Here is an 18,285-nt window from a genome sequence, read left to right as displayed (position 1 = left end):
CCCGCTATTCCGCCCCCGGCAGGCTGATGCGGTTGCGGCCCATGTGCTTGGCGCGGTACAGCGCCGAGTCGGCCGTGGCCACCAGCTGGCTCGGGTCGTTTTCCGGCGCCGCCAGCGCGGTGGCGGCGCCGATGCTGACCGTCACCACGTGCTGCTTGCTGCCCAGATTCGGCAGGCGCAACTGCTCGACCCGGCAGCGGATGCGCTCGGCCACGATGGCAGCGCCTTTCAAAGACTGGTTGGGCAGGATCACCGCGAATTCCTCGCCGCCGTAGCGCGCCACCAGGTCGTTGGCGCGCATCTCGCTGGACACCGCCGTGGCGATGCGCTGCAGGCATTCGTCGCCGCCCAGGTGGCCGTAAGCGTCGTTGTACTGCTTGAAGTTGTCGACATCGACCATCAGCAGGGACAAGGGCTGCTGTTGGCGCAAGGCGCGCTGCCATTCCGCATTGAGCGTATCATCGAAGCAGCGGCGGTTGGCCAGGCCGGTCAGGCCGTCGCGCGTGGCCAGCTGTTCCAGCGCCACCTGCGCGCGCTTTTCATCGGTGACGTCGCGCAGGGTTTCCACCACCGCCACCAGCTTGCCGTCGTTGTCGAAGATGGGGCTGGCGTCGGCGGCCAGGTAGCGCCGGCGGCCGATGCGCGGCATGTCGCACCAGTTTTCCGCGCACAGGTTGTTGTCGCTGTCGTTGCGGCGCGCGTGCTGGCGGTACAGGCGGTGCAGCTCGGCGCTGCGGCCCTCGATCACGAGGTCGGCCAGGGTGGGGCGCTGCTCCTGGTAGAACGGCTTCCAGTGGTCCGAGGTACCCAGCACTTCCCAGGCCGGCACGCCGGTCAGGCGCTCGCAGGCCAGGTTCCAGATGATGACCTTGCCGTGGATGTCGATCACGAAAGTGGGTATCACCAGCAATTCCATCAGCTTGAGGGCAAAGCCGTGCTGCTGGTCCGGCTGGGAGAATTCCATCAGGTGCTGGATTTTTTGTGTTCCGCTCATGGCGCCGCCTATATGGTCACTGCGTTGTTATTGGATGGGGAAAGACATGGTGAGCGCGGTGCCCGCGCCTGGCGTGCTGGCGATGTCGAAGCGGCCGCCGGCCTCGCTCACGCGCTGGGCGATGCCGCGCAGTCCGTGTCCGCGCCGCGCGGTCGGCTGTGGCAGGCCGGCGCCGTTGTCGCGCACGGTCAGGCTCAGGCTGTGCTCCTGCCGGCACAGGCCGACGCACACTTCCGAGGCCTGCGCATGGCGTACGATGTTGCTCAACGATTCTTGCAGCACGCGGTACAGCACCGCCTCGATGCCGCCGTCCGGCGCGGCAAACGCGTCCGGTTCGGCATCCAGCCGGCAGCGTATGCCGCTCAGGCGCGAGAACTGGGCGATCTGCTGCTGCACCGCGCCTTCCAGCCCGGATTCCAGCGCTTCGCCCGGCAGGTCGTGGACGATGGCGCGCATGGCGCGGGTGGCTTGGCCGACGCGCTCCTGCAGCGCTTCCAGCGGCAGGCGCAGGGCAGGGTGGGCGGACGCCAGCGCGCCGAGGTCGAGGCCCAGCGCCAGCAGGTGCTGGCCCAGGTCGTCGTGCAGGTCGCGCGCGATGCGGCGGCGTTCGGCGTCGCGCAGCGAGTGCTGGCTGGCGGCCAGCCGGCAGATCTGGCGTTGCGCTTCGTCCAGCGCCTGCGCGGCTTGCACACGCTGGTGCCGCCACAGCAGCACGCCGGCGACGGCCAGCAGCACGACGATGGCGGCGGTGACGATATCGATTTCAAGGAGAGGCGGCGCGTATCTCATGGTGTATCTTCCTGTGATGGCCACAAGCCACCTTAGCCTGCTTGCCGCTCGGAAGCATTGTGAAATGTCAACATTGCGTCAACACGAAGCGATGCTTTCCGGAAAAGTGTGGCGTGGGATATAATTGAGGGTTGTCCAATCGGGAACTATCGTGACTTACAGCATTAAAGAGATTTTCTACACGTTGCAGGGTGAAGGCGCCCACGCCGGGCGTCCGGCGGTGTTCTGCCGCTTCTCGGGCTGCAACCTGTGGACCGGCCGCGAGAGCGACCGCGCCAGCGCCATTTGCCAGTTCTGCGACACCGACTTTGTCGGCACCGACGGCGAAGGCGGGGGCAAGTTCAAGACGCCGGAAGAACTGGCCGCGACCATCAACGCCCTCTGGCCGGCAAGCTACGCCGCCAGCAAGTACGTGGTGTTCACCGGCGGCGAGCCGCTGCTGCAGCTGGACAAGCCGCTGATCGACGCCATGCACGCGGTTGGCTTCACCATCGCGATTGAAACCAACGGCACGCTGCCAGTGCCGGACGGCGTGGACTGGATCTGCGTCAGCCCGAAAATGGGCTCCGAGCTGGTGGTGAAGAAGGGCAGCGAAATCAAGGTCGTGATCCCGCAAACCAACCAAGACCTGTCGGTCTACGAACAGCTGGACTTCGAGAATTTCTACGTGCAGGCGATGGACGGCCCGCTGGCGGAGTTCAACACCAAACTGGCGATTGAAACCTGCAAGCGCAATCCGAAATGGAAACTGAGCCTGCAAACCCATAAACTTTTACAGATACCATAATGTTAACCATTACCCGTAAGCTGGAATTCGATGCCGGCCACCGCATTCCCGACCACAAGAGCCAGTGCCGCAACCTGCACGGCCACCGCTACACGCTGGAAATCACCCTGACCGGCAACATCATCGACGTTGAAGGCAACTCCGACAACGGCATGATCATGGACTTCTCGGACATCAAGGCGCTGGCCAAAGAGCACTTGGTGGACGTGTGGGACCACGCCTTCATCGTCTACGAAAAAGACGCGTCGGTGCGCGATTTCCTGGCCTCGCTGCCGAACCACAAGACGGTGGTGATCGACCGTATCCCGACCGTGGAGAACCTGGCGCAGGTGGCGTTTGGCATCCTGAAGGCGGCCTACAAGGACCGCTACGGCACCGGCCTGCACCTGCACAAGCTGGTGCTGCATGAAACCCCTAACTGCTGGGCCGAGATCACCGATGGTGTCTGACACGGATTTCATGCAGCTGGCGCTGGCACAGGCGCAGCAAGCGTGGGACCTCGGCGAGGTGCCGGTGGGCGCCGTCGTCGTCAAGGATGGGGAGGTGATTGCGGTCGGCTGCAACCAGCCGATCGGCAAGCACGATCCGACCGCGCACGCGGAGATCGTGGCCTTGCGCGCCGCCGCCGAAAAGCTCGGCAACTACCGCCTGCCGGGCTGCGAGTTGTACGTCACGCTGGAACCATGCGTGATGTGTTCCGGCGCCATGATGCATGCGCGCCTGAGCAAGGTGGTGTTCGGCGCAACCGATCCCAAGACCGGCGCCTGCGGTTCGGTGGTCAACCTGTTCGAGCAGGAGCAGCTCAACCATCACACCGAGATCGTCGGCGGCGTGATGGCCGAGGAATGCGGCGCCATGCTGAAGAACTTCTTTGCCGCGCGCCGCGCCGCAGTAGCCGCAGCCAGGCGCGCCGCGCAGAGCTAAAAATGGTATCCTGATTCCCAAGGATCACTTGGGAGAAGGCCTTGGCTACCGCGCAAGTAAACGGCATCACAATCGCGTACGAAACCAGCGGCAGTCCGCTCGACCCGCCGGTGCTGTTGATCATGGGGCTGGGCATGCAGTTGATCGCGTGGCCGCAGGATTTCATCGACGGCCTGGTGGAGCAGGGCTATTACGTGATCCGTTTCGACAACCGCGATATCGGCCTGTCCAGCAAACTCGATCATGTCAAGAAACGCAATCTGTTCTGGGCTTACTTCAAATCGCTGGTGGGCCTGAAGCCCGCCGCCGGCTACACCCTCAATGACATGGCCGACGATGCGCTCGGCCTGCTCGACGCGCTCGGCATCGGCCGCGCCCATATCGTGGGCATGTCGATGGGCGGCATGATCGCGCAAATTTTCGCCTCGCGCTTTGCCGGGCGCACCCTCAGTCTCACCTCCATCATGTCCAGCAGCGGGCGGCGCGGCTTGCCCGGTCCCACGGCAGCGGCGCGCAACGCCATGCTGCGCCCGGCCGATCCGAACGACCGCCAGGCGGTGATCGCGCGGGTGCTGAATATCTACCGCGTGGTCGGCAGCCCGGCCTTCCCGACGCCCGAACGGATGCTGCGCTTCGGTATCGAGCGCGCGCTGGATCGCGGTCCGAGCCCGGACGGCGTGACGCGCCAGATGCTGGCCATCATCGCCTCCGGCGACCGCACGCCGCTGCTGCGCAAGATCCGCTGTCCGGCGATGGTGATCCACGGCGCCGCCGATGCATTGGTGCCGGTCGCCTGCGGCATCGACACCGCGCACGCGATACCGGGCGCCAGCCTGCACATCATCGAGGGCATGGGCCACGACTTGCCGCAGCAGCTGAATGAACGCCTGCTTGCCTTGCTTGACCAACACCTGCGCGGTAAGATGACGGCGGAACTTCCCCCGTCGGCCACGCAGCGCGCGGGCAGCGGCACCCATCACTGACAGAGGCATTTTGAGCACATCGAACATCGGCATCGCCATTGCGGCGCCCAGCGGCCGTCCGCTGGACATCGAAGCCTACACGCTGGGCGTGCAGCGCCTGCGGCAGCAGGGCTATCTGGTCCATGACTACTACGACGACGACAAGAAATTCCAGCGCTTCGGCGGCACCGACGAGTGGCGCCTGGCGCAGCTGAATGCGGCGGCGGCCGATCCGCAAGCGCAGGTGGTGATCGCGCTGCGCGGCTCCTACGGTATGTCGCGCCTGCTGCCTGCCATCGATTTCCAGAAGATGGCCGACAGCGGCAAGCTGTTCGTCGGCTACAGCGATTTCACCGCCTTCCAGATGCCGCTGATGAAGCAGACCGGCCGCATCAGCTTCGCCGGCCCGATGATGTGTGATGACTTTATTCGTACTGAGCCGGTGACGTACACGCTGGACCAGTTCTGGCACTGCCTGCGCGGCCCGGTGCACACGGTGCACGGCGCGGTCCCCGATGGCGGCGTCGACAATCCGGCGCTGGAGGTCAGCGGCAAGCTGTGGGGCGGCAATCTGGCGATGATGGTGAGCCTGCTCGGCACGCCGTATTTCCAGGCGGAGCAGCGCGGCATTTGCTTTATCGAGGATATCGGCGAGCATCCGTACCGCATCGAGCGCATGCTGCTGCAGCTGTTCTACGCCGGCGCGCTCGACGGCCAGCGGGCGCTGGTGCTCGGCGATTTTTCCGGCTACAAGCTGAACCCGGCGGACAACGGCTACGACTTCGACGCCATGCTGGCGTACCTGCGCCAGCGCTTGCCGATGCCGGTGCTGACCGGCCTGCCGTTCGGCCACATCAAGGAGCGCGCCACGCTGCCGTATGGCGGCATGGCGCAGCTGGTGTCCGGCCCGCGCGCGTTCACGCTGACCGTCAGCGACTATCCGACGCTGTAATTACTGTATCCGGCGCACGCGCGGCGCCTGGTTGGCGCCTTCGATTTCCAGGAACATGGTGCCCAGCGAGTTGCGGGTGATCTTGATCTTTGGATTGTCGATCTCGGTGACCGAGCCGCTGCTGTCATCGCTCACGCGCCAGATCTGGCCGTTGGCAAGGCGGAACAGCGTGCTGCCGCTCCAGCCGTCGATGCGGCCGAGCAGGGTGCTTTCGATGAAGTTCGGCTCCTCAGGCTTGCGCATTTGCGTGGCGGTCAGGCCGAAGGTGGCGGCCGGTGCAGGCTTGACTGCAGCCGGTGCCGGTGTCGCTGCAGACGTTGCTGCAGGCGTGGCGGCGAGCGGAATCGCATCGTAGCAGGCTACGCGGCTGGAAATGTCGGAGATGGCGCGGCAGCGCAGGAGGTCGGCGTCGTTCGCCCAAGCGGAGCCGGATACGGCGAGTAAAACAAGCAAAGCTTTCATCAAACTCTTTCCAGGAAACGGGCGCCGCAGTGGCGGCGCCCTCTGTTCCGGATTATATCCAGAACACGCCCCGGAGTCAGGCGCTGCGACGACGGCGAACCGCCGCGCCGATCAGGCCCAGGCCTGCCAGCAGCATGCCATAGGTTGCTGGTTCCGGCACGGCGGTGACAGTGACGTCATAGCCGATCGAGATTTGCTTGCCATTTTTCAGGCTGTCGAAGTGATAGCCGAGGCCGATGCTGCTGTCGGAGTAGGAATTAGCCGTGGCTGCGGTCGCCAGCGTGTAGGGATTGGTCTCCCAAGGCAGGTACACACCAGCATTGGCCGACCAGCCGCCAGTGCTGCTCAGCTTGATGGTGTAGCCGGTGTTGACGCCAGTGGCTTCCACCGAGCCGCCCACACCCTGGCCCAGGATGGTGTTGGCCGTGTTGAACTGGCTGTAGTTGTCGTAATCCTGGTCCGGGTCGAAGCCGACGCCGTAGGCAATGTTGTTGAGCGTGTGACCCGAAACGTTGGTCAGCACCACTGCCGTGTGCAGGATGTTGGAGGTGGTGTCGAAGGTGATGGTCTGGGAAATTTTCAGGCCGCCATAGGTTCCGCCCGAGGTCGCCACATAGGTGGTGCCGACCAGGCTCAGGATCGCGGTCGTGGTGCCGAACGCATTGGCGCCCGGGGAGGCTACGTCATAGAAGCCGTTCACGCCCAGCGAGTAGAAGGCAAAAGGAGTGCCTGGATAGAGAAAGTCTGGTTGGCCGCCGAAGTTGCCGGAGCCGGTAGGATCGAACTGCAAGCCGGTGAGGGAGGTCAAGTCGATCAGCGCGCCACTGGTGTCGACGCCGAACTTCAGATAGTCACCAGACACAGTAACGTCCGCCATTGCCGACTGTGCGCTTAAAGCCATCACCGCCGACAGAACTGCGCTGCGTAGAATGTTCTTCACTGCTATTCCCCTTTAGTTGGTTTTGTTGTGAAACTGGAAGTAGCTCAAGCTTGTTTGCGGCGCCGTGCAATGGCGCCGACTGCACCCAGACCTGCCAGCAGCATGCCGTAGGTTGCTGGTTCCGGCACGGCGGCGACGGTGTAGTCATAGCCGATGGCGATTTGCTGGTTTTTCGCCATGTCGCCGAACTTGTAGCCCAGCGCAATGGTGTTGTCGCCGTTGCCGTAGTCGATCACCGCGCCGGACAGGGTGTACGGGTTGGTTTCCCAGCCGCTGATGGACGCCACCGCAGCCCAGCCGCTGGTGTTGCTCATCGTGATGCTCAGGCCGGTGTACGCGCCCAGCGCCGTCACTTCCGCGCCCATGCCCTGGCCGCCGATAGTGTTGATGGTGCTGTAGGTGCAGCAGGTGGCGTCCTGGTCAGGGTCGAGGCCGGCAGCGTAGGTGACGTTGCTCAGCACCCCGTTCGACTTGTTGGTCAGCACCACATCGGTGTGAATGATGTTGGAGTTGGTGTCGAACGTGATGGTCTGGGAGATATTCAGCCCGGCGTAGGTGCCGCCGGAGGTGAATACATAGGTGGTGCCGACGTTGCTCAAGGTGGCGGTGGTCGAGCTGAATGGGTTGTTTTGCCCACCACCGCCGGCGGTGGCGACGGCGCTGTTGACGCCGAGCGAGAAGAAGGCAAATGGCGTGCCTGGTGTCAGGAAGTCCGGCGCGCCGGAGAAATTGCCCGTCCCGCTAGGGTCGAACTGCAGGCCCGTGACCGGCCATCCATATAGACCGAAGTCGATCAGGGCGCCGTTGTCGCCCACGCCGAACTTCAGATAATCCCCCGACACTGTGACATCTGCCATTGCCGACTGGGCCCCGAACAGGGTGACCGCCGACAGTACTGCCGTGCTTAGTATATTTTTCACTTTTTTCCCCTCTTGTTATTTGCTTAAGTGAAACAAAAATGAAACTCGTTAACCCCTTAACGAGGTTTTATTCTCCGCCTCAGATTTAATTATTGCAACTAAAATGAATGAATGTTAACGATTTCAAATAAAGTTCGTTTGTTGTTCACCACATGATTTTTTGGGGCAATGTTGCAGTGCTTGAGCTGGAGCAACCCGCTGCGTTTCGCGGTAGCTGCTGTATAATGTCAGGCTTCGCCTCAACGGCCTGATTTCATTCGAAAAAGTACCCGTCCACAATGCTCAGCACTGCCAACATCACGATGCAATTCGGCGCCAAGCCGCTGTTTGAAAATATCTCCGTCAAGTTCGGTGACGGCAACCGTTATGGCCTGATCGGCGCCAACGGCTGCGGTAAGTCGACCTTCATGAAAATCCTCGGCGGCGACCTCGAACCGTCGGCCGGCAACGTGATGCTGGATGTGAACGAGCGCCTGGGCAAGCTGCGCCAGGACCAGTTCGCCTATGAAGACATGCGCGTGCTGGATGTGGTGATGATGGGCCACACCGAGATGTGGGCCGCCATCGCTGAACGCGACGCCATTTACGCCAATCCGGACGCCACCGACGACGACTACATGAAAGCGGCCGAACTGGAAGGCAAGGTCTCCGAGTACGACGGCTACACCGCCGAATCGCGCGCCGGCGAACTGCTGCTGGGCGTGGGCATCACCATTGACCTGCACCAGGGCCCGATGAGCGCCGTGTCGCCAGGCTGGAAGCTGCGCGTGCTGCTGGCGCAGGCGCTGTTCTCGAACCCGGACATCCTGCTGCTCGACGAACCGACCAATAACCTGGACATCAACACCATCCGCTGGCTGGAAGATGTGCTCAACGAGCGCAACTCCACCATGATCATCATTTCCCACGATCGCCACTTCCTGAACCAGGTGTGCACCCACGTGGCCGACATGGACTACGGTACGCTGAAGATCTACCCAGGCAATTACGACGACTACATGCTGGCCTCGACGCAAGCGCGCAACCAGCAACTGGCCAACAACGCCAAGGCCAAGGAGAAGGTCGCCGAGCTGCAGGACTTCGTGCGCCGCTTCTCGGCCAACAAGTCCAAGGCCCGCCAGGCGACGTCGCGTGCCAAGATGATCGACAAGATCAAGGTGGAAGACATCAAACCGTCTTCGCGCGCCTATCCGTTCGTACGCTTCGAAGGCGAGAAGAAGCTGCACCGCCTGGCCGTTGAAGTGGACAGCATCAGCAAGAAATACGAGCGCACGCTGTTCAACAACTTCAGCATCATGGTCGAAGCGGGCGAGCGCATCGCCATCATCGGCGCCAACGGCGCCGGTAAGACCACCATGCTGCGTTGCATCGGCGGCGCCGATATCAGCGGCCTCGATGCCGATCACGGCACCGTCAAGTGGGCGGAAAATGCCAACGTCGGCTACATGCCGCAAGATCCGACCGAGGACTTCGCCAAAGAGATCAACCTGACCGACTGGATGGGCAAGTGGACCAAGGAAGGCGACGACGACCAGGCCGTGCGCTCCATCCTGGGCCGCCTGCTGTTCGGCGGCGACGAGGTAAAGAAGTCGGTCACCGTGCTGTCCGGTGGTGAGAAGGGCCGCATGATGTACGGTAAGCTGATGCTGGGCCGTCACAACGTGCTGCTGCTCGATGAACCGACCAACCACATGGACATGGAATCGATCGAGTCGCTCAACATCGCGCTGGATAAATACGCCGGCACCCTGATCTTCGTGTCGCACGACCGTGAATTCGTGTCGTCGCTGGCCAACCGCATCATCGAGATCAAGGACAACGAAGTCGTTGATTTCCGCGGTAACTATGAAGAGTATCTGACCAGCCAAGGTATCGCCTAAGCCATCATGCAAGCCATCGAAATCAAACCCGTCGAGTACGAGCATCCACAAGACGGCGCGAGCTGCGTAGCCCATGCGTGGGCGCGCACGCCGGCCACGCCCAGCGCTGAGGAGCGCGTCGCACTCAAGGAGCGCATCAAGCGCCTGTTGAAGGAAAAAGAAGCGGTGCTGGTGTCGCACTACTACGTCGACGCCGACCTGCAAGACCTGGCCGAGGAAACCGGCGGCTGCGTTTCGGATTCGCTGGAAATGGCGCGCTTCGGCCGCGACCACCCGGCCAAGACGCTGGTGGTCGCCGGCGTGCGCTTCATGGGCGAAACCGCCAAGATCCTGAGCCCGGAAAAACGCATCCTGATGCCGGACCTGGACGCCACCTGCTCGCTGGACCTGGGCTGCCCGATCGAGGAATTCGCCGCTTTCTGCGACCAGCATCCTGACCGCACCGTGGTGGTGTACGCCAACACCAGCGCCGCCGTCAAAGCGCGCGCCGACTGGATGGTGACCTCGTCGATCGGCCTCGATATCGTCAAGCACCTGCACGAGCAGGGCAAGAAGATCCTGTGGGCGCCGGACAAGCACCTCGGCTCCTACATTCAAAAGCAGACCGGCGCCGACATGTTGCTGTGGCAGGGCTCCTGCCTGGTGCATGATGAATTCAAGGGCGTCGAACTGGAGCTGCTGAAGGCCCAGTATCCGCAGGCGAAGATCCTGGTGCACCCGGAATCGCCGGCCAATGTGGTGGAACTGGCCGATGTCGTCGGCTCGACCACGCAGATTATCAACGCCGCCGTGGAATCGGACTGCGATACCTTCATCGTCGCCACCGATAACGGCATCCTGCACAAGATGCGCGCTGCCGCACCGGGCAAGCGTTTCATCGAAGCGCCGACCGCCGGCAACAGCGCCACCTGCAAGAGCTGCGCGCACTGCCCGTGGATGGCCATGAACGGCTTGCAAAACCTGGCCGATGTGCTGGAGAACATGGACAATCCGGCGACCGGCAGCACCAACGAAATCTTCGTCGATCCGGAAATCGGCAAGCAGGCGGTCACTTCGATCACCCGCATGCTGGACTTCGCGGCGGCCAAGAAGGCCAAGGTGCAGCCAGGTCCGGACCTGGCGCAAGAAGCACAACTGTTTTCGGGAATCGGTCCTGCATGAGCACTTTGCTGAACAAATTCGCGCCGTTTGACGACGCGCTGAAATCGGCTTTTGAAGCCAACCTGCTGTCGGCGTTGCTGGAAGACGTGGGCAGCGGCGACCTCACTGGCCTGCTGGTGCCGGAAGGCGGCCGCGCGCAGGCACGCGTGATCGTGCGTGAAGACGCGGTGCTGTGCGGCGCGCCGTGGTTCGAGGGCATCATGAACTGCATGCAGGCCGGGATCGAAATCGACTGGAAGTACGCCGAAGGCGACATGATGAAGGCCGACAGCGTGGTGTGCCTGATCAGCGGTCCGGCGCGCGCGCTGCTGACCGCCGAACGGGCCGCATTGAACTTCATGCAGCTGCTGTCCGGCGTGGCAACGGCCACCCGCAAGTATGTGGACGTCGTCGCCGGCACCCGCGCCGCCATCCTCGACACCCGCAAGACGCTGCCGGGCCTGCGCCTGGCGCAGAAGTACGCGGTGCGCGTGGGCGGCGGCCAGAATCAGCGCCTGGCGCTGTACGACGGCATCCTGATCAAGGAAAACCACATCGCGGCGGCCGGCGGCATCACCAACGCGGTGCTGGCGGCCAAGGCGCTGAACAAGGGTGTGTCGATCCAGGTGGAAGTGGAATCGCTGGACGAGTTGAAGGAAGCACTGGATGCGGGCGCCGTCTCCGTCCTGCTGGATAACTTCGACACCGGCATGATGCGCGAAGCGGTGACCATCAACGCCGGCCGTGCGCTGTTGGAAGCTTCGGGCGGCATCAACTTCGACACCGTGCGCGCCATCGCCGAAACCGGCGTGGACCGCATCTCGATCGGCAGCCTGACCAAGGACATCCGCGCCACCGACTATTCTTTACGCATCATTAGTTAATAAAATTTTATTATTGACTACACCCGCGCACGATTGAAATTGTCAATTTAAGTAATCAATAAAACAATAAAATCTCGATTCTCTTAATAAAGGAGTAATCTAGATGAACCTAAATTATGTTGCGGGTGTGTTGGGGATGATGATGTTGGCGGGCGCCGCTCAAGCGGACAGCTTCGTCAATGGTGGTTTTGAGAATGGCACCACCGCCGGCTGGACGACTGGCGGCGGTTATCGGGGCAGTGTTTACAACGCCGATCTGACGCCGGCCCAGCTGCTGCCGGGTGGCAGCCTGTATAGCGACAGCGGCAGCCGTGGCGCGGTCATCGACGGCAGCTACATCGATCCGCTACTGGGCGGACTGGTCGGCTCGACCATCTACAGCGGTAAATATGCCTACCGCGCAGAAGACACCTGGACCGGTGGCTACGGCACCGCCATCAGCCAGAAGGTCGACAACTACACCGACTCGCAAATCGTATTCGCCTGGAAGGCTGTGCTGGAAAACGGCGGCCACGTCGAGGATGAATCTGCCGTGATGAAGCTGACGCTGACCGACAACACCACCGGCCAGCTGCTGGTCAGCCGCACCTACAATGCCGGCTACAGCGGCGCTGGCGTCGATACGCGCTTCCAGACCGCGGCGAATTTGTTCTACACGCCGGAATGGCAAGTTGAAACCCTGAGCATCGACAAGTCGCTGTCGGGCCACAGCTTCACGCTGTCGCTGCTGGCGGCCGACTGCAATCCAACCGCCCATACCGGCTATGCCTACCTCGACGGCTTTGGCGCTGCTTTGCCGGTGCCCGAGCCTGAAACCTACGGCATGATGTTGGCCGGCATCGGCTTGCTGGGCGTGGTGGCGCGTCGCCGCAAGCAGGCATAGAATAGCCTCCAGCCGGATCGCCGGCGTAGCGAGGAGGCTGGACCATGCAGAGTACTGTCGATCGGCGGCATGCGTTGACTAGCCTGTGCGGCATTGCGCTTGGCGCCTTGCCGCATTTTTCATGGGCCGCATCGCCGGAACTGGTTATCGCCGGTACGCGCTTCGAAAAAATCTACGAGCGGCGCCCCGACGGCGAGTTTGCCGGCATGGGCGTCGATGTGCTGCGCGAGTTTGCCCGGCGCTACGGCTACCGCTTGCAGTTCGAGATCTATCCCTGGCGGCGCGCGCAGGAACTGGTCATCTCCGGCAGGGCGGACATGCTGGTCGGCCCGTACAAATCCGCCGAGCGGGAGCGCAGCATGCGCTTTAGCGAGCAAGCATTTTTCCAGGACCACGTGGCGTTCTATGTGCGCGCCAACGCCATGCCGGTGTGGGAGGGCGACTACCACGCGCTGAAAGCACGCCGCATCGCGACGCTCAATGGCTGGAACTACGGCCTCGCGTTCACGCAGGCCGCGCCCCGGCTTCATATCAGCGTCACCAATTCAGTGGAAAGCGGCCTTCGGATGCTGGCGGCTGGGCACGTGGAGATGTTTGCCACTAACCGGCGCGATACCGACCCGGTGTTGTTGGCCTTGGGCTTGCAGGATAAGCTGATGGCGCTTGCGCCGCTGATCGATGTGCAGGATGCGTACTTCGCTTTCCCGTTGGCGCCGCGCTGGGCGGAGGTGCCGGCGCAGCTGGACCAGATGCTGGTGGAAATGAAGAAGAGCGGCGAACTGCAAAAGCGCGCGCGCCGTTACGGCGTCACGCTGCCTTGAGTGGTTTGCGCATCTTCATCAGGGGGACTTTGACGTCCCCTGGCAAATCCAGCTCCATGTTCTCGACGATATCGAAGCCGCAGGCGGTGTAGAGCGGCACGCCGGGCATGGTGGCGGCCAGTTCCAGCGTGTGGAAGCCGCCGGCGGCCGCCGCGTCGGTGCAGTGCTGCAGCAGCAAACGGCCCAGCCCCTGGCGCGCCGCCGACGGGTCGACAAAGAAGGCGCGGATGCGGGCCGGTTCGCGCGCTGGATCCAGCAGCGGATCGGCGCCTTGCTTGGTGCGGTCGGCACCGAACAAGGTACTGCGCTTGCTCCAACCGCCGCAGGCGGCAAGCTGGCCGTCCTTTTCAATCACAAAATACGTCTGGTCCGCCACCAGCTGGGTATCCACGCCGAACACGTGCTGGGTGACGGCTTGCGCTTGCGCGCTGGTGTAGAAACCTTCGCTCAATTCGATGCCGGAGCGCTTGATCAGCGCTTCCATTGCGGGGATATCGGCTGGCGTAGCGTGGCGGACGGAGATCATTTTTTGCGTTGCGGCGGCGTGAGGATGGTCGGCAGGGCCTTGGCCAGCGTTTCCGGATAGTCGCGGCTGAAGTGCAGGCCACGGCTTTCACGGCGCAGCAGGGCGCTGTTGACGATCAGGCTGGCCACTTCCACCAGGTTGCGCAGCTCCAGCAGGTCGTGGGTGACGCGGAAGTTCTGGTAGTACTCGTCGATTTCTTCCTTCAGCAGCGCAAGGCGGTGCTGCGCGCGTTCCAGCCGTTTGGTGGTGCGCACGATGCCGACATAGTTCCACATGAAGCGGCGCAGTTCATCCCAGTTGTGGGCGATGACCACTTCCTCGTCGGCGTCGGTGACGCGGCTTTCGTCCCAGTCCGGCAGGTATGGCACTTCGCCTTTTTCCTTGGAGGCGATATCGGTGGCGCAGGCGCGGCCGATCACCACGCATTCCAGCAGCGAGTTGCTGGCCAGGCGGTTGGCGCCGTGCAGGCCGGTGCAGGCGGTCTCGCCGACCGCGTACAGGCCAGGCAAGTCGGTGCGGCCATGCAGGTCGGTGACGATGCCGCCGCAGGTGTAGTGCGCGGCCGGCACGATCGGAATCGGCTCTTTGGTGATGTCGATGCCCAGCTCCAGGCAGCGCGCATAGATGGTCGGGAAGTGCTCGATCAGCCAGTCGGCCGGCTTGTGGCTGATGTCCAGGTGGACGTAATCGAGGCCGCGCTTCTTGATTTCAAAGTCAATGGCGCGCGCCACCACGTCGCGCGGCGCCAGTTCGGCGCGTTCGTCGTGGCTCAGCATGAAGCGCTGGCCGGCGGCGGCGCCGGCTTCCGGCGGCAGCTTGAGCAAGCCGCCTTCGCCGCGGATCGCTTCGGTGATCAGGAAGGACTTGGCGTACGGGTGGTACAGGCAGGTCGGGTGGAACTGGATGAATTCCATGTTCGAGACGCGGCAGCCGGCGCGCCACGCCATCGCGATGCCGTCGCCGCTGGCGGTGTCTGGATTGGTGGTGTACAGGTACACTTTGCCAGCCCCACCGGTACACATGATGGTGTGTTCAGCTGCAAAGGTGTGCACCTGGCCGGTTTCCTCGTCCTGCACGTACAGGCCGTAGCACTTTGGCTGGGCGTTGCCTTTTTTGACAGGGTGCAGCTTGTCCGATGTAATCAGGTCGACCGCGCAGTGGTGCTCGAACAGGGTGATGTTCGGATGGGCGCGGACTTTTTCTTCCAGCGTGGTTTGCACCGCGTTGCCGGTGGCGTCGGCGGCGTGGATGATGCGGCGCTGGCTATGGCCACCTTCACGGGTCAGGTGAAAGCCCAGTTCCGCCGATTCGTCGCGGGTGAAGGGCACGCCTTGCTCGATCAGCCATTCGATCGCTTCGCGGCCGTGTTCGACGATGAAGCGGGTGGCGCCTTCGTCGCACAGGCCGCCGCCGGCGATCAGGGTGTCGTTAATGTGCTCGCCGTGGCTGTCGCCGGAGTCCAGCACGGCCGCAATGCCGCCCTGGGCCCAGTTACTGGCGCCGTCTTTCAGGGCACGCTTGGAAATAATCGCTACGGTACGGGTCTCGGCCAGATGCAGGGCGACCGACAGGCCGGCCAGTCCGCTGCCGACGATGGCAACATCAAATTTCATGATTACGTGAGTGACTTACGTGAGTGGAAATGCACTAAAGAAGTAAGACTATAGACCATTTGTCATACTTGCGTCACAAATAGCCCTTTTGACGTTGCGGATTGCGGGGCCTCAAGACGGTTCGGTACGGCCTTCCTCATCATGAAAGCTCGACTGAGGGAGCGTATCGTGATCCGGATCTTTCATCATTATGTATCCAGAATGGCATTCATGCTGCTGTTGCTGGAACTGGCTATCCTGCTGGCGGCCGCCGTCGCCAGTGCGCCACTGGGGCCGGCGCTGGCATTTGCGCTGGTCATGGTCCTGAGCATGGGCACGCTCGGCATGTATCAGCACGACCAGTCGCGCGAAGATATCAAAAGTACACTGCTGCGCATCATGCCGTCGTTCGTGCTGGGATTTTTCCTGATGCAGCTGCTGGCCGGGCTGCTGCCGGTGCTGCGGCTGGGCAGCATGGTGTTTTTGCTGGGCGGCGGCGCGGTGCTGGTGGCGCGCATGGTGGTGTTCACCTCGGCCCAGTCGAGCATGCTGGAGCAGCGCCTGATCATCGTCGGCGATGGCGCGATGGCGCGCGAATGCCTGGAGCTGGCGGCACGCAGCATCAGCTTCCATCCATTCCGGGTGGTCGGCTTTGTGCCGGTGACCGGCGAGCTGCGGGCGGTGCCGCCGGCCATGCTGCTGCCGTCCGACCTGCCGCTGTTGACGCTGGCGCGGCGCTATGCCGCCGATGAAATCGTGGTGACGGTGGGCGACCGCCGCAACGGCGCTTTCCCGGTGCGTCAGCTGCTGGAGTGTGCGCTGGGCGGCGTGCCGGTGACCGACGCCGCCACCTTCTTCGAGCGCGAGGCGTGCCAGATCCGGGTCGATTCGCTACAACCCAGTTACCTGATTTTCGGCGGCGGCTTTGACCAAAGCCTGATGCGCGCGGCGGTCAAGCGCTTGTTCGATTTGCTGGCCAGCGCCGCCATCGGTGTGCTGGCGTTGCCGGTGATGCTGGCGACGGCGCTGGCGATCCGTTTTGAGGATGGTGGACCGGTGTTCTACCGGCAGGAGCGGGTGGGGCGCGACAACCGCATCTTTCAGGTGCTGAAGTTTCGCAGCATGCGGCAGGATGCGGAGGGCGACGGACGCCCTCAGTGGGCGGCGGAAGCGGATCCGCGCGTGACCAGGGTGGGACACTGGATCCGCAAGCTGCGCATCGACGAGCTGCCGCAGATGCTCAATGTCTTCAAGGGAGAGATGAGTTTTGTCGGCCCGCGTCCGGAGCGCGCGTATTTTGTCGAGCAGTTGTGCGAGCAGATTGCTTACTACAATGTGCGGCACGGGATCAAGCCGGGCATCACCGGGCTGGCGCAGGTGCGCTATCGCTACGGCGCGTCGGTCGAGGATGCGCTGCAAAATGTGCTGGGCCTGACCTTCAAGGAAAACTGCCCGGACCTGCGCAACTCCAAGGTTGCCGACCTGATCCGAGAGCTGCAATCGTATGGCCTGCAAGTCCACGTGCACGACCCGGTGGCGGACGCCGACGAAGCCCTGCACGAATACGGCGTGCGGCTGGAAGCGTGGGAAGACTTGCCTTGCGCGGAGGCGCTGATCAGCGCGGTCGCGCACCGCGAGCTGGCGGCCCGTCCGCTGCGGCAAATGCTGGACAAGATCGCCGTCAACGGCTGCTTCATCGACCTCAAATCCCAATTCGACGCCGACGCCTTGCGTGGCAGCGGCCTCAACGTCTGGAGGCTGTGATGAGCGACTACGAGAACGGCACGCCAGCCACCAGCAGCTACCAGCTGGCGCGCGAGCAGCTTGAATACGAACAGTACCGCTGGGTGGTGACCGGCGCGGCCGGCTTTATCGGCTCGCACTTACTGCAAACGCTGCTGGAACTGGGGCAAACCGTGGTCGGGGTTGATAACTTCCTCACCGGCCGCCGCGACAACCTGGAACAGGTGCGGGTACTGGTCGGCGAGCAGGCCTGGCGCCGTTTCACGCTGATCGAAGGCGATATCCGCGACCTGCCGGTGTGCCGCACCGCCTGCGACCGCGCCGACTACGTGCTGCACCAGGCCGCGCTGGGCTCGGTCGGACGCTCGCTGGCCGAGCCGCTGCTGTGCAACGACATCAACGTCGGCGGCCACCTGAACCTGCTCGAAGCGGCGCGCCTGAACGGCGTGCGGCGCGTGGTGTACGCCGCGTCCAGCGCCAGCTACGGCGACCATCCGGCCTTGCCCAAGCAGGAGCAGCACATCGGACAAGCCTTGTCGCCGTACGCGCTGAGCAAGCATGTGAACGAGCTGTACGCCGGCGTGTACGCGCGCTGCTACGGGCTCGAAACCATCGGCCTGCGCTATTTCAATGTGTTCGGGCCGCGTCAGGACCCGAACGGCGCCTATGCCGCAGTCATTCCGCAATGGGTGGCGGCCATGATCCGGGGCCGGCCGGTCGTCATCAACGGCGACGGTGAAAGCAGCCGCGACTTCTGCTACGTCGCCAACGCGGTGCAGGCCAACTTGCTGGCGGCGCTGACCGCCAGGCCAGCCGCCGTCAACCAAGTCTACAACGTGGCCTTGAACGCGCGTACCAGCCTCAACGAGCTGTATCTGCTGTTGCTGGAACTGCTATCCGAGCGTCATCCGCACTTGCTGGACAGCCGGCCAACCTATGCGCCGTTCCGCGTCGGCGATGTGCGTCATTCGCAGGCAGATATCGCCAAGGCGGCGCAATTGCTCGGCTATGCGCCAACGCACGATTTGCGGCGAGGACTCCGGCAGGCTTTACGCTGGTATGAACAGCATCTTGCAGACTGAAATG

19 protein-coding genes are annotated in these 18,285 nt (G+C 63.1%); 12 read left to right on the top strand and 7 right to left on the bottom strand.

Going from position 1 to position 18,285, the window contains the following annotated elements; translation table 11 throughout:
* Positions 1 to 4: 4 nt before the first annotated feature.
* Entirely contained in the window at positions 5 to 994 is a 990-nt protein-coding gene (locus BMZ70_RS05630; protein ID WP_229205305.1) for a sensor domain-containing diguanylate cyclase, read from the bottom strand.
* Between the two features lie 27 nt (positions 995 to 1,021).
* Positions 1,022 to 1,783: a sensor histidine kinase gene (locus BMZ70_RS05625; protein WP_092271056.1), complete on the bottom strand. Its 762-nt coding sequence runs from the start codon at positions 1,781 to 1,783 to the stop codon at positions 1,022 to 1,024.
* Positions 1,784 to 1,934: 151 nt separating this feature from the next.
* Between BMZ70_RS05625 and queE the strand changes: the two genes are divergently transcribed.
* From queE to BMZ70_RS05600, 5 genes are read left to right on the top strand one after another with little or no spacing between them, the layout of a single operon-like run.
* A complete protein-coding gene (queE, locus tag BMZ70_RS05620) occupies positions 1,935 to 2,570 on the top strand; it encodes a 7-carboxy-7-deazaguanine synthase (RefSeq protein ID WP_092271053.1) in 636 nt (211 codons plus the stop codon).
* Positions 2,570 to 3,019 carry a 6-carboxytetrahydropterin synthase QueD gene (queD, locus tag BMZ70_RS05615; protein WP_092271050.1) on the top strand — a complete coding sequence of 150 codons (450 nt, stop codon included), beginning with the start codon at positions 2,570 to 2,572 and terminating at the stop codon, positions 3,017 to 3,019. Before queE ends, queD begins: the two co-directional genes overlap by 1 nt.
* Positions 3,009 to 3,494 (top strand): tRNA adenosine(34) deaminase TadA, encoded by a 486-nt coding sequence (gene tadA, locus BMZ70_RS05610; RefSeq protein ID WP_092271047.1) that lies wholly within the window; start codon positions 3,009 to 3,011, stop codon positions 3,492 to 3,494. Before queD ends, tadA begins: the two co-directional genes overlap by 11 nt.
* 41 nt (positions 3,495 to 3,535) lie before the next feature.
* Positions 3,536 to 4,477 (top strand): alpha/beta fold hydrolase, encoded by a 942-nt coding sequence (locus BMZ70_RS05605; RefSeq protein WP_092271044.1) that lies wholly within the window; start codon positions 3,536 to 3,538, stop codon positions 4,475 to 4,477.
* Positions 4,478 to 4,487: 10 nt separating this feature from the next.
* Positions 4,488 to 5,408 (top strand): LD-carboxypeptidase, encoded by a 921-nt coding sequence (locus BMZ70_RS05600; protein WP_092271042.1) that lies wholly within the window; start codon positions 4,488 to 4,490, stop codon positions 5,406 to 5,408.
* On the opposite strand, the gene BMZ70_RS05595 is transcribed toward BMZ70_RS05600, so the two are convergent.
* From BMZ70_RS05595 to BMZ70_RS28730, 3 genes are all read right to left on the bottom strand, one after another.
* The gene (locus tag BMZ70_RS05595) at positions 5,409 to 5,870 is read right to left on the bottom strand and encodes a hypothetical protein (protein WP_092271039.1); all 462 of its coding nucleotides are present in this window, start codon (positions 5,868 to 5,870) and stop codon (positions 5,409 to 5,411) included.
* A 76-nt stretch (positions 5,871 to 5,946) separates the two neighbouring features.
* Positions 5,947 to 6,810 (bottom strand): PEPxxWA-CTERM sorting domain-containing protein, encoded by an 864-nt coding sequence (locus BMZ70_RS05590; protein WP_229205304.1) that lies wholly within the window; start codon positions 6,808 to 6,810, stop codon positions 5,947 to 5,949.
* A 44-nt stretch (positions 6,811 to 6,854) separates the two neighbouring features.
* Positions 6,855 to 7,730 carry a PEP-CTERM sorting domain-containing protein gene (locus tag BMZ70_RS28730; protein ID WP_229205303.1) on the bottom strand — a complete coding sequence of 292 codons (876 nt, stop codon included), beginning with the start codon at positions 7,728 to 7,730 and terminating at the stop codon, positions 6,855 to 6,857.
* A 278-nt stretch (positions 7,731 to 8,008) separates the two neighbouring features.
* Here BMZ70_RS28730 and BMZ70_RS05580 point away from each other — a divergent pair, with 278 nt between their 5' ends.
* The 5 genes from BMZ70_RS05580 to BMZ70_RS05560 all read left to right on the top strand — a co-directional run bounded on the left by BMZ70_RS05580 (position 8,009) and on the right by BMZ70_RS05560 (position 13,338).
* Positions 8,009 to 9,610: an ABC-F family ATPase gene (locus BMZ70_RS05580; protein WP_092271030.1), complete on the top strand. Its 1,602-nt coding sequence runs from the start codon at positions 8,009 to 8,011 to the stop codon at positions 9,608 to 9,610.
* Between the two features lie 6 nt (positions 9,611 to 9,616).
* A complete protein-coding gene (gene nadA, locus BMZ70_RS05575; protein WP_092271027.1) occupies positions 9,617 to 10,771 on the top strand; it encodes a quinolinate synthase NadA in 1,155 nt (384 codons plus the stop codon).
* Complete coding sequence (gene nadC / locus BMZ70_RS05570; protein ID WP_092271025.1) at positions 10,768 to 11,634, top strand: carboxylating nicotinate-nucleotide diphosphorylase; 867 nt, start codon at positions 10,768 to 10,770, stop codon at positions 11,632 to 11,634. The genes nadA and nadC overlap by 4 nt, the downstream gene beginning before the upstream one ends.
* Before the next feature lie 103 nt (positions 11,635 to 11,737).
* The gene (locus tag BMZ70_RS28725) at positions 11,738 to 12,517 is read left to right on the top strand and encodes a PEP-CTERM sorting domain-containing protein (RefSeq protein ID WP_092271022.1); all 780 of its coding nucleotides are present in this window, start codon (positions 11,738 to 11,740) and stop codon (positions 12,515 to 12,517) included.
* Positions 12,518 to 12,561: 44 nt separating this feature from the next.
* Positions 12,562 to 13,338, top strand: a complete 777-nt coding sequence (locus BMZ70_RS05560; RefSeq protein ID WP_092271019.1) for a substrate-binding periplasmic protein — start codon at positions 12,562 to 12,564, stop codon at positions 13,336 to 13,338.
* Here the strand turns inward: BMZ70_RS05560 and BMZ70_RS05555 are convergent.
* Together BMZ70_RS05555 and nadB are read right to left on the bottom strand one after the other, a co-directional pair.
* Positions 13,325 to 13,864, bottom strand: coding sequence for a GNAT family N-acetyltransferase (locus BMZ70_RS05555; protein ID WP_092271016.1), 540 nt, complete (start codon positions 13,862 to 13,864; stop codon positions 13,325 to 13,327). The two genes, BMZ70_RS05560 and BMZ70_RS05555, sit on opposite strands and share 14 nt — an antisense overlap.
* Positions 13,861 to 15,477 (bottom strand): L-aspartate oxidase, encoded by a 1,617-nt coding sequence (gene nadB, locus BMZ70_RS05550; protein WP_092271013.1) that lies wholly within the window; start codon positions 15,475 to 15,477, stop codon positions 13,861 to 13,863. The genes BMZ70_RS05555 and nadB overlap by 4 nt, the downstream gene beginning before the upstream one ends.
* A 168-nt stretch (positions 15,478 to 15,645) precedes the next feature.
* On the opposite strand from nadB, the gene BMZ70_RS05545 reads away from it, so the two are divergent.
* A complete protein-coding gene (locus BMZ70_RS05545) occupies positions 15,646 to 17,220 on the top strand; it encodes a TIGR03013 family XrtA/PEP-CTERM system glycosyltransferase (RefSeq protein WP_092271010.1) in 1,575 nt (524 codons plus the stop codon).
* Positions 17,220 to 18,281 (top strand): SDR family oxidoreductase, encoded by a 1,062-nt coding sequence (locus tag BMZ70_RS05540; protein WP_092271007.1) that lies wholly within the window; start codon positions 17,220 to 17,222, stop codon positions 18,279 to 18,281. The genes BMZ70_RS05545 and BMZ70_RS05540 overlap by 1 nt, the downstream gene beginning before the upstream one ends.
* Positions 18,282 to 18,285 lie beyond the last annotated feature (4 nt).

Origin of the sequence: Duganella sp. CF402, from assembly GCF_900109645.1 — a bacterium.
GTDB lineage: Bacteria > Pseudomonadota > Gammaproteobacteria > Burkholderiales > Burkholderiaceae_D > Rugamonas.
The sequence above is the reverse complement of the archived record's forward strand: the minus strand, read 5'-3'. Positions and strand labels throughout refer to the sequence as shown.

Coding starts and splice junctions, on each gene's coding strand:
- BMZ70_RS05630 (WP_229205305.1), bottom strand. CDS start 994: ATGAGCGGAACACAAAAAATCCAGCACCTGATGGAATTCTCCCAGCCG.
- BMZ70_RS05625 (WP_092271056.1), bottom strand. CDS start 1,783: ATGAGATACGCGCCGCCTCTCCTTGAAATCGATATCGTCACCGCCGCC.
- queD (WP_092271050.1), top strand. CDS start 2,570: ATGTTAACCATTACCCGTAAGCTGGAATTCGATGCCGGCCACCGCATT.
- tadA (WP_092271047.1), top strand. CDS start 3,009: ATGGTGTCTGACACGGATTTCATGCAGCTGGCGCTGGCACAGGCGCAG.
- BMZ70_RS05595 (WP_092271039.1), bottom strand. CDS start 5,870: ATGAAAGCTTTGCTTGTTTTACTCGCCGTATCCGGCTCCGCTTGGGCG.
- BMZ70_RS05580 (WP_092271030.1), top strand. CDS start 8,009: ATGCTCAGCACTGCCAACATCACGATGCAATTCGGCGCCAAGCCGCTG.
- nadA (WP_092271027.1), top strand. CDS start 9,617: ATGCAAGCCATCGAAATCAAACCCGTCGAGTACGAGCATCCACAAGAC.
- nadC (WP_092271025.1), top strand. CDS start 10,768: ATGAGCACTTTGCTGAACAAATTCGCGCCGTTTGACGACGCGCTGAAA.
- BMZ70_RS28725 (WP_092271022.1), top strand. CDS start 11,738: ATGAACCTAAATTATGTTGCGGGTGTGTTGGGGATGATGATGTTGGCG.
- BMZ70_RS05560 (WP_092271019.1), top strand. CDS start 12,562: ATGCAGAGTACTGTCGATCGGCGGCATGCGTTGACTAGCCTGTGCGGC.
- BMZ70_RS05555 (WP_092271016.1), bottom strand. CDS start 13,864: ATGATCTCCGTCCGCCACGCTACGCCAGCCGATATCCCCGCAATGGAA.
- nadB (WP_092271013.1), bottom strand. CDS start 15,477: ATGAAATTTGATGTTGCCATCGTCGGCAGCGGACTGGCCGGCCTGTCG.
- BMZ70_RS05540 (WP_092271007.1), top strand. CDS start 17,220: ATGAGCGACTACGAGAACGGCACGCCAGCCACCAGCAGCTACCAGCTG.